The following is a 10399-nucleotide window of genomic DNA, read 5'->3' as shown; positions in this document are numbered from 1 at the left end:
CCCTGCGCGACGGCGGCGGAGGGCGCTGACGGCGCCGCGGCCGCCGGCGCGGGCTGAACAAGGGCGAGCAACGCAGCGGCGAGGATCATCGGCGAGCATAAGCCACAGGATGTGCGCTGTAGGACAGCGGAATTCGGCGAGCGGCGATAATGGCGATCAGCCGGGCGGCCGCAGGTTCGCGCGGCCGCCCGGTGCGGGTTCGCTTTAGCGTCGGTAGGCGCTGCTCTGACGGATGCGGATGTCGGTCACCGCGCCGTTATAGGCGACGTTGCAGCGGAAGCTGAGCTGCTGCTGCCCGTAGCTGCGGTCCTGATAGGCGTACTGGCCGCCGTAGCCCGAGCTCATCAGCCCGGACACGCGCAGGCCGTTGTTGCGCCGCTTGACGTCGGTGATCGAAGTCACGCGCATCCCGGGAGTCCCATAGCCCTGCTGCTGGCCGTAGCCCGGCTGCTGGCCGTAGCCTTGCGGATAGCCGTAGCCCTGCTGGCCGTAGCGATACTGGTTCTGCGCCTGGACCATCGCCGCGCTTGCGCAACGGCTGACGGCCGTGCGGTCCGTGACGTTGTAGCGGGTGCCGAGCAGCTGGCCGATGATCTGCTCGACGGGGTTCTGGGCATAGCCTTGGCCGTAGCCGGAATAGCCCTGCTGACCGTAGCCCTGCTGGTAGCCGTAGCCGGGCTGGCCCGGATAAGGCTGCGGTACCTGCGGTTGGTATTGCTGATACTGCTGCTGGTAGCCCGCGTAAGCGGTCTGCGCAGCGGCCGGGACGGCAAGAGCGCCGACCGCCGCCGCGGCGGCGAGATAATGGGTCCGGAATGTCATGGGAGTTCCTTGCTCTCACCCGGGAAACGCCGGTGAGTTCAAGGGGTAGAACGCGTGTTGCGCCAATAAGACGCATGAACGGGAGACAACGATCGCGGGGCCGTGGGGCGACACCTTCGACTCGTTGACCGCTTGTCGCCCTTCCCAAAGTTAACCGCCTGAGCCACTCTGTCGCCGCGCTCGTGCTCGGGGAGCGAGTCGCAACAGGAGGGGGCTCCATGTCTGTTCGTAGTCTCGCGCTTTGCGCGCTAGTGCTGTTCGCCACGCCGGCAGACGCCGGCAAACCTTTCGATATCCACGGTCTGATCGTCGGAAATGAAGGCGCCCGCTACGTGAAGGGCGTGCCGACGCTAGACCTGCAGCAGAAATACGGTGCGGTTCAGCTTCGCTCGATAGGCTTTTACAAGAACCGACCAGCCTATCTGATCGCCTTCTACAATGCCGGGCCCGAGCCCGTGAACATCGGGCTCGAAGACATTCACGTGACGGTGAATGGCGAGCCGCTGCGCGTTTTCCCGGTCGAGGAGATGGAGCGTCAGGCCAAGAACGATGCCGGTTGGAATTCTTTCTTGCTAGCGCTCGGGGGAGCATTGTCATCCGCGTCGGCCGCCAGCCAACGTGACATATACAGGAGCCGCATCAGCGGCCCTTATGGCAGCTACATTGTAAGCGCTAGCGGACCGAGCCTCGCCGGTCAGCTCCGTGCTGCGCAAATTGAATCCGATACCGTGCAGAGCATCGCGGCGGTTCAGTATCAGCTCGACCGAACCCTCGAATTGTTCAACGACAAGATGATCCAGCGGACCACGGTCGATCCTCAGGCCTCCTACGGAGGCATGGTGATCCTCGACAAGCTCAAGCACGGCGATCCGCCGTTCGAAATGCACATCGACGTGGACTGGAACAGCGAGCGTTATCCGTTCGCCTATGTCATGCAAAAGCCCGGGCGTGCCGTGCCGGCACGTTATGCCGCCATGCTGGCGGAGCGGTCGAAACCGCGAGCGTCGAATGCCGTGTTCGCAAAGTCTTCGCCGGAAGGCGGTGGTCCGCAGAATGGTCCCGCACCGGCCAAGCTGGCAGATGGGTCGATAAGATTGCCGTCTGGCGCGGTGAAAATCCCGGCGAAAACGTCTTCCGGATACTGCCTGAAGGCGTCACGTGACTATGTCGGGACGGGCGATGAGAATTATCCGGCGATCACCGGCGCAATGCCGCGCTGCCTCGACGATTCCGGGCGGGTCGCGGCCAAAAACGACAATCCGTTCAAACGATACTGACACTAACCAAGCCCTTAGTCGGAATGTGCGGGCTTGAGCACCGTCCGCTTCGCTTCCTTCTTGCGGCAGCACGACCAACGGCGACATTCTGCTCGGATTGTCCCCGGCAATCCTGCGAATGTTCGCGAATGTTCGCAGTGACGGAGGGGAAATCTCCGTGGCGGGCGGCGCCCGGCGGCACGACGGAGGTGCGCCTGCACCGCGGGTTCTGACGATCTGCACAATCAAAGAGCCGGCGACAGCCAAGCACAGAAGGCGTGCTGTAGGAAAATGCTTTCTGCGCCCCCCGCTCAGCGGCACCTGGATGAATTCAGTAAAGTGTCACCGTAGCCCGTCGTCACCGTAGCCCGTCACGATGAACCCGGCGGGCCCGGAGGTGCTGGCGCTGAAACAGCGGCTTCGACCGAAGCCGTCCGCCCTCGCCGCTAGAAGCGGCGGTACGTCGTGGTGTGGCGTTCGACGTGCATGCTGGCGACGAGGCCGGCGGTGTCGAGGTTGCAGCGGAACGCGAGGTCGTTGTTGCTGGGATGGCGGGTGGCGTAGGGCTGCCCGCCGGGGCCGGCGCCCTCATAGGCCTCGCCGCCGTAGCCGCCGAGATAATCGACGCCGCTGTCGATCAGGCCCTTCACGCGCATCCCGTCCGACCGGCGCTGCACGGCGGTGATGGCGGTGACGCGCATGTGGGTGGCGATGCCGGGAAAGCCGGGCACGCCCACCGCGCCCGGACGATAGGCGCCGGAATAGCCCGCATAGCCTTCCGTGCCTGCATAGCCGTTGACGCCGTACAGGATCGCCCCCTGCGCCAGCGCGGCGGTGACGCAGCGCGCGACGGCCTCCTTGTCGCTGGCGCCGTAGCGGGCGCCGAGCTGCTGGTCGACGATCTCGCGGATCGGCGCGGGCGCGATGAAGGGGGCGGGGACGGGGGCGAGGGCGGGCGCTTGTGCAGCGGCAAGCGCCGCCGCGGCAGCGATGAAGAAGGGGACGGTCATGGGCAAAACCTCGGCTCTCAGCCGGAAATGCCGGGGAGTTCATGAAGATAACGCGCGTTACCCGAATAAGACGCATGAACTGAAAACAACAAGGAAGAGATGGGCGGCGGGCCCTATTTGCCGGGTTTCACCCCCGTCGACGAGGATTGACGCGCGGAGCCTGTCAGGGGGGCAGGCGAGCACGGCAATGCCGCGTGCGACGCGGTCAAGAAGGAAGCGCTGCGGCGGGCGGGGATCGGCTATGTCGAGGTGGCGGGGGATACGCCCGCCGAGCTGCGGCGGGTGGTGGAGCGGTTGGTGCGCTCGAATTGAGTGCATTTAGTAAACTGTCACCGTAACCACAAGATCCGTGCGACGTCGATCGCGTCCATTGTCCTGGCCGAGCCGCAGCTGGTGCACCGTCCTGCGGTCATCTTCGATTCCGACCTTCAGGGAGCAACCGAAGCGGACGAGATCGAAGGCCGTGCCGACATGCTTGTAGGACATTCCCTCGCGTTATTCCTACGAGAACATAAATGGAACATAACCAAGCTGGACTCGTCCACAGATTCGCGGCAGCCTGCTGTTGCTCGGTCCAGAACGAAGGGGAGACGTCGTGGATTTCTGGAGCGATGACAGACTTGGACAGGCGACCGTAGCAAGCGCCGGAGATTGCCGGATAGCTCACCAACATGACTATGATCGTTTGTTGTTTTCACCACCTGTAAGAAGGCTGGCAAACAAGACGCAGGTCTTTCCTTTAGAGGCGGACGACGCTGTTCGAAATCGCCTCACGCACTCTCATGAAGTCGTGAACCTAGCCAGATCGATGGGCGATAGGATCGTTGTCGCCCGTTCGGACGAACTCAGTTCGAAGGCCCCCACTATCCGCGCCATATTGTCCGCGGTTGGCATAGCACACGATCTCGGAAATCCTCCCTTCGGTCATCAGGGGGAAGTAGCGATTGGTGATTGGTTCAGGGGAAATGAGGATTGCTTCTCAGATTCTGAGAGTGGCTCTGTCCCCAAGCATCTCCGAAACGAGTTCCTTATGTTCGAAGGTAACGCTCAAACGATGCGAGTGGTCACCCGCCTCCAGGTGTCATCAGGTGGCAACGGCCTGGATCTTACGGCGGGTACGCTCGCCGCACTGATGAAATACACCGTTAGCGCGGACGGAGTGAAAGACGGCGAGAAGCCATCGGCCAAATATGGATATTTCGAAAGCGAAACCGACGTGATCGCCTGGATTCGAGAGAAGACTGGCATTCGTGAGGGCCAACGACATCCGCTTACATGGATCATGGAAGCAGGCGATGATATTGCTTACTCGTCGTTGGACATCGAAGACGCGATGAGGAAGCGTCTTCTGTCGCCCGACGATGTCCTCTACGAGATCTCTGCGCACGGCGACTCAGACGTGAAGGCTGTCGCGGCGGAGCTCAAAGAAAGCTTCAAGAAAATCGACAGGTCGATTTTTTCTATTCAGGAAATTAGGGAAATAAAATCTTCGTATTTCCGGACGGTCTCCATTAATCATATGATAAAACACGCGGTTGACAGATTTATCAGTGAGTATTCTGACATCATGTCTCTTAAGCATCGCACTGCTTTGTTAGACGGATGTGAACTTCATAAACTGCTCAAAGATCTCGCCTTTTCCTATGCATTTGACAGTAAGTACGTCAGGAAGACTGAAGCGGACGGCGCTGTTGCAATTCACAACGTGATGTCGTTCTTCTGGGACGCAATAAGGCTACGTGAAAAAGTAAATAAGTTATCGTCCCGCAGAACGACCGCCGCCGCTGCCTACGGCTGGTCGCTGATCAGCGACAACTACAAGCAGAGAGCGATCAGAAATAGCTATAAGGACCGGGACGGGAAGGAGCTTCCCGTAAGATATCAAGAGTTGCGACTGCTGACTGACATGATGTCCGGCATGACCGATGGCTATCTAATGTCGCTCAACGCCAACCTCATTCAGGCGGGTCACGTCTCGTGCTGAAGCGCGAAGAGGCCTCTCTTTCGGACTTGAGGTCAGAAATTCGCGAATTTCTGAACTCAGAAAATCCCGCGATGCGATCGTTGCGACAGGATATTCTGGAGCGACTTTCGCAGCTCGGGAAAGTCTACGTAATTGGCGGTCTAATTCGCGACCTTGCGATTTTTGGAATTGAAAATCGGCCGATCTCCGACGTCGATCTCGTTGTGAGATGCAACAAGGGCGCTCTTTCAAAATTTGCGAGCAGCGTCGGCGCATCCGAAAATCGCTTTGGCGGCTTCGGATTGCGAACCAAGTCTTATCGAGTGGACTTTTGGGCGTTCACGAACACGTGGGCGAAGACAGCAGGCCATGTAAACCTGACCAAAGCGAGCGATTTGTGGAAGACAACCTTCTTCGATTGGGATGCTGTTGTCTTCGGCTACGAGGAGAACGAAATTTGGGCGATCGACCGGTACCTAGATAAGCTCAAGTCTGGCTATCTCGATATCAACCTCCTTCCAAACCCCAGTCCTCTGGGGTCGCTGGTTCGATCCTTGCGGCGCCTCATGATGTGGGATGCAAAGCCGAAGGGGAGACTGCGGCACTTCATCGAAGAGAATCTTCATAGCCATTCATGGCAAGAGATTTTGGACGTCGAGGGCAACGCCTTTCATGTTCGATTCCTCGACGAATTTGGAAGCGCGGATGAATACCTGCACGCTGTGATGAAGCGCTCTGTTTTTCGAAACATTGGCGCACATGTCAGACGACAGGATAGGCTCCCCGGTATGGAGCAACTTCCAGAACGTTGGCGTGAAACCAGCTTTGCGGACAAGGTGAACCGTAACACGACAGTGCCTGCAAAGCCGAAGAAAAAAGCGTCGCGATATCTCGCCAAGGATTTGTTCGGCAACATGAGGTGAACGTGCGAGTTGCGCGCGACCGCGCTGCTCACACAAGTCCGGTTCGTCTGGAGCTTACTCGGCGGAAGCGACGGCTGCCTTAAGCTTCGCCTTGGCCTCTTCGATTTTGTCGGCCCCCACGCCGGTCCACCCCTCGGCGTCCGATTGGGTTGTGCCATTACCATGGTCCCCTGAGCCGATCTTGTAGGGATTCATGTGATCCCACTCATGTTCAACGTAGTACCGTTGGCTCTCCGTGTCGTAGCATAGATACCACCAATCCTCGTTCTCCATGAGCGATCCTTTAACTCGCTTCGCAAGAAGTTCCTTATAGACTGCCACCACTTCACTCCTTCGGACGCGAGATAGGCGCTACTTCGCCGCGATCAAATCCGGCTCATCCTCATCCACCGCAACCCTACGCGACCGCGAGGGCTTCTTCGGCTTCACATCCACGACCACCGGCTTCACCGACGCGCGCTCCAGCATCGGACGCAGATACTGGCCTGTCGCCGAGACCGCGACCTCGGCAATCGCCTCCGGCGGGCCCTCGACTACGATCCGCCCGCCGTTCACGCCTCCGCCCGGCCCCAAATCGATCACCCAATCCGCCGTCTTGATCACGTCGAGGTTGTGTTCGATTACGACCACGGTGTTGCCCTGGTCGGCGAGGCGGTGGAGGACTTCGAGGAGCTTCCTCACGTCCTCGAAGTGGAGGCCGGTGGTGGGTTCGTCCAAAATATACAAAGTCTTGCCGGTCGCCCGCCGCGACAGCTCCTTCGACAGCTTGACGCGCTGCGCCTCGCCGCCGCTGAGCGTCGTCGCGCTCTGGCCGACCTTGATGTAGCCGAGGCCGACCTCCTGCAGCATGCGCATCTTGTCGCGGATGCCGGGGACCGCCTTGAACAGCTCGGCCGCCTCCTCGACGTTCATGTCGAGCACGTCGGCGATCGAGTGGCCCTTGAACTTCACCTCGAGCGTCTCGCGGTTGTAGCGGGCGCCGTGACAGACGTCGCAGGTGACGTAGACGTCGGGCAGGAAATGCATCTCGATCTTGATCAGGCCGTCGCCCTGGCACGCCTCGCACCGCCCGCCCTTGACGTTGAAGCTGAAGCGGCCGGGCTTGTAGCCGCGCGCCTTGCTCTCGGGCAGGCCGGCGAACCAGTCGCGGATCTGGGTGAAGGCGCCGGTGTAGGTCGCCGGGTTGGAGCGCGGGGTGCGGCCGATCGGCGACTGGTCGATGTCGATGACCTTGTCGAGCTGCTCGAGCCCCTTGATGCCGCTGCACGGGCCGCACGGGATTCGCGCGCCGTTGAGCGCGCGGGCGGCGCCGGCGTAGAGCGTGTCGATGGTGAGCGAGGACTTGCCCGAGCCGCTGACCCCGGTGACGCAGGTGAAGGTGCCGAGCGGGAAGGGGACGGTGACGCCCTGGAGGTTGTTGGCGGTCGCGTTCTGGACGGTGACGAACTTGCCATTGCCCTTGCGGCGGGTCTTGCGGAGCGGGATCTCGCGCCGGCCGGTGAGGTAGTCGGCGGTGATCGAGTCCTTGCAGGCGAGCAGCTCGTCGAGGGTTCCGGCGCACACCACCTCGCCGCCGTGGACCCCGGCGCCGGGGCCCATGTCGATGACATGGTCGGCGTGGCGGATCGCGTCCTCGTCATGCTCGACGACCAGCACGGTGTTGCCGAGCCCGCGCAGGCGCTTGAGGGTCTCGAGGAGGCGGTCGTTGTCCTTCTGGTGGAGGCCGATCGAGGGCTCGTCGAGGACGTAGAGGACGCCCGAAAGGCCGCTGCCGATCTGCGAGGCGAGGCGGATGCGCTGGCTCTCGCCACCCGACAGCGTGCCGCTGGTGCGGTCGAGGTGGAGATAGTCGAGCCCGACATTGTGGAGGAAGCCGAGGCGCTCGTTGATCTCCTTGAGGATGGCCTTGGCGATCTCGTTCTGGGTGGTCGTGAGCTTCTCGTGGAGCGCGGCGAACCAGGCGTGGGCGTCGGCGACCGAGCGGCGGCTCGACATGGAGATGTCCTCGCCGGCGATCTTGACCGCGAGCGCCTCGGGCTTGAGGCGGGCACCGTGGCAGACTTCGCACGGCTGTGACGACTGGTAGCGCGACAGCTCCTCGCGCATCCAGGCGGACTCGGTCTGGAGCATGCGGCGGCTCAAATTGCCGAGCACGCCCTCGAACGGCTTCTTGACCTCGTAGCTGCGCCTGCCGTCGATGAAGCGCAAGGTGACGGGCTTGCCGCCGGTGCCGCGCAGGATGACGTCGCGGGCCTCGTCGGGGAGGTCCTTCCACGGCACGTCGAGCTCGAAGCCGTAGGCGCGGGCGAGGCTGGACAGCACCTGCATGTAATAGGGGCTGGGCGGGTTGGACTTGGCCCAGGGCACGACGGCGCCCTTCTTGATCGAGAGCGCATGGTTGGGGACGACGAGGTCCTCGTCGAACACGAGCTTCTCGCCGAGGCCGTCGCAGGCGGGGCAGGCGCCCTGGGGGGCGTTGAAGCTGAACAGGCGCGGCTCGATCTCGGCGATGGTGAAGCCGCTGACGGGGCAGGCGAATTTCTCGGAGAAGAGGATTCGGCCTGGGACTCCGAAGTCGAGCTTGAAGCCCTCCGGCCCCCTCTCCCCGCTCGGCTCGCGAGTCGTGCCGGGGGCGAGGGGAGGATCGGCGGGGTCGAGGTAGGCGAGGCCGTCGGCGAGCTTGAGCGCGGTCTCGAAGCTGTCGGCGAGGCGCGCCTCGATTCCTTCGCGCACGACGATGCGGTCGACGACCACCTCGATGTCGTGTTTGTACTTCTTGTCGAGCGCGGGGGCGTCCTCGATCGCGTGCATTTCGCCGTCGATGCGGACGCGCTGGAAGCCCGCCTTCTGCCACTCGGCGAGCTCCTTGCGATACTCGCCCTTGCGGCCGCGGACGACGGGCGCGAGGAGGTAATGGCGGCTGCCCTCGGGGAGCGCCATCACGCGGTCGACCATCTGGCTGACCTGCTGCGCCTCGATCGGCAGGCCGGTCGCGGGCGAGTAGGGGACGCCGACGCGCGCCCACAGCAGCCGCATGTAATCGTAGATTTCGGTCACGGTGGCGACGGTCGAGCGCGGGTTGCGACTGGTGGTCTTCTGCTCGATCGAAATGGCCGGCGAGAGCCCGTCGATATGCTCGACGTCGGGCTTCTGCATCATCTCGAGGAACTGGCGCGCATAGGCCGACAGCGATTCGACGTAGCGGCGCTGACCCTCGGCGTAGATGGTGTCGAACGCGAGCGAAGACTTCCCCGAGCCGGAAAGGCCGGTGATGACCGTCAGGCTCTCGCGCGGGATGTCGACGTCGATACCCTTGAGATTGTGCTCGCGCGCGCCGCGGACGCTTATGTGGGTCAGCATTCGCTTCCGCTCTGCTTCGGAATGTGGGTCAGCATCGGTCGGCTTCGTTCCAGCTTTGTTCTAGTCTATGTGAGGCGCCGCACCGGGTCAACGCGGCTGCAGCAATATGGGGTGCCGTGGCTCGGCTTGCTACATGTTAAAAGGCGCGGCTGATTCCGAATTCGGTGCGAACGCGCTTGAAGTCATAGAATTCGATCGTGCTGCGATTGCGTTCGATCGACAAGCGCGCGACCGGCGCGAAGCCGCGGAACTGGAGCTGGCGGAAGGTCGCTCCAAGCGAAATGCGCGAATATCGGTCGGATCTCCGGTCAGGGAACAGCAGCAGCCGCTCGTCCGCGTGCAGCCGCCCACGATCGAAACCGGCGGTGAGCGTTATCCGTCCCATCTCGTGCCACCCGAGCACCCCGGCCCGCCACCCGGTGGTCGAATAGCCCGGGTCGTGGAGCGCCTGCCGGTCGATCGAGCCGCTGAGCGCGATCCCCGTCGTCGCGGTGAGGGCGCGTTCGAGCTCGACCCGCCCCGACCACGCCTTGCCGTCCTGGAGGTCGTTGAGCTGGTTGTCGATCAGCGCGACCGTGCCGTTGAGGCGCAGCTGCATTCGGCTACCGAGCGGCCGGGTCCAGGTCGCTCCGAGCCGCGCCGAGCGCATGAACGGCTTCTGCCCGAACCAGCGCTGGGTCGCGCCGGCTTCGACATTGATCCGGTCGCGTCCGAACTGCAGCTCCGGCCCGGCGGCGAAATCCACCGCGATGTCGTTGAACCGGGTCTTTCGGTAGACGTCGGCGAAACCGCTCAGCCGGAACAGCAGGTCGTGATCGCTCTCTCCCAGCGCGAGCCGCTGATAGGCCTGGCCGCGAAGCGACATGCCGGTCCCCGATTTCGCCTTGCTCTCATGGTCGACATCGAAGTCGCCGAAAATGGTGCCCAGCGTGTTAGAGCGGGTCGCCCGGTTGATGTTGCTGTCCGGCGCAAGCGCGATCTCGAAGCTGGCGCCGCCGGGACGCGCGGCGCGCAGCGCTTCCGAATATCGGTCGACCAGCCGCGCGACCGCCGGCGGCAGGCCCG

9 protein-coding genes are annotated in these 10399 nt (G+C 62.6%); 3 read left to right on the top strand and 6 right to left on the bottom strand.

All coding sequences use genetic code 11. The features are described 5' to 3' along the window. Nucleotides 1-204 precede the first annotated feature (204 nt). On the bottom strand, nucleotides 205-822 hold the full coding sequence (locus GH737_RS15310; RefSeq protein ID WP_196233092.1) for a hypothetical protein: 618 nt from the start codon (nucleotides 820-822) through the stop codon (nucleotides 205-207). Between the two features lie 218 nt (nucleotides 823-1040). On the opposite strand from GH737_RS15310, the gene GH737_RS09950 reads away from it, so the two are divergent. After that, nucleotides 1041-2099 (top strand): hypothetical protein, encoded by a 1059-nt coding sequence (locus tag GH737_RS09950; protein WP_155264673.1) that lies wholly within the window; start codon nucleotides 1041-1043, stop codon nucleotides 2097-2099. Between the two features lie 425 nt (nucleotides 2100-2524). Here GH737_RS09950 and GH737_RS09945 read toward each other — a convergent pair whose 3' ends face one another. Beyond that, nucleotides 2525-3088: a hypothetical protein gene (locus GH737_RS09945; protein ID WP_155264672.1), complete on the bottom strand. Its 564-nt coding sequence runs from the start codon at nucleotides 3086-3088 to the stop codon at nucleotides 2525-2527. Between the two features lie 318 nt (nucleotides 3089-3406). Continuing rightward, a complete protein-coding gene (locus GH737_RS09940) occupies nucleotides 3407-3574 on the bottom strand; it encodes a hypothetical protein (protein ID WP_155264671.1) in 168 nt (55 codons plus the stop codon). A 109-nt stretch (nucleotides 3575-3683) separates the two neighbouring features. Here GH737_RS09940 and dgt point away from each other — a divergent pair, with 109 nt between their 5' ends. After that, complete coding sequence (gene dgt, locus GH737_RS09935; protein ID WP_196233091.1) at nucleotides 3684-5072, top strand: dGTP triphosphohydrolase; 1389 nt, start codon at nucleotides 3684-3686, stop codon at nucleotides 5070-5072. Beyond that, nucleotides 5066-5974, top strand: coding sequence for a hypothetical protein (locus GH737_RS09930; protein WP_155264669.1), 909 nt, complete (start codon nucleotides 5066-5068; stop codon nucleotides 5972-5974). Before dgt ends, GH737_RS09930 begins: the two co-directional genes overlap by 7 nt. Nucleotides 5975-6028: 54 nt before the next feature. Here GH737_RS09930 and GH737_RS09925 read toward each other — a convergent pair whose 3' ends face one another. The 3 genes from GH737_RS09925 to GH737_RS09915 form a co-directional block, all read right to left on the bottom strand. Beyond that, the gene (locus GH737_RS09925; RefSeq protein WP_155264668.1) at nucleotides 6029-6295 is read right to left on the bottom strand and encodes a hypothetical protein; all 267 of its coding nucleotides are present in this window, start codon (nucleotides 6293-6295) and stop codon (nucleotides 6029-6031) included. Nucleotides 6296-6325: 30 nt separating this feature from the next. Further along, on the bottom strand, nucleotides 6326-9334 hold the full coding sequence (gene uvrA / locus GH737_RS09920) for an excinuclease ABC subunit UvrA (protein WP_155264667.1): 3009 nt from the start codon (nucleotides 9332-9334) through the stop codon (nucleotides 6326-6328). Nucleotides 9335-9470: 136 nt separating this feature from the next. Continuing rightward, nucleotides 9471-10399: surface lipoprotein assembly modifier (locus GH737_RS09915; protein WP_155264666.1), on the bottom strand; the 929-nt coding region annotated here is incomplete at its 5' end.

Origin of the sequence: Sphingomonas segetis (assembly GCF_009720245.1) — a bacterium.
In the GTDB taxonomy this organism is placed as follows: domain Bacteria; phylum Pseudomonadota; class Alphaproteobacteria; order Sphingomonadales; family Sphingomonadaceae; genus Sphingomicrobium; species Sphingomicrobium segetis.
The sequence above is the reverse complement of the archived record's forward strand: the minus strand, read 5'-3'. Positions and strand labels throughout refer to the sequence as shown.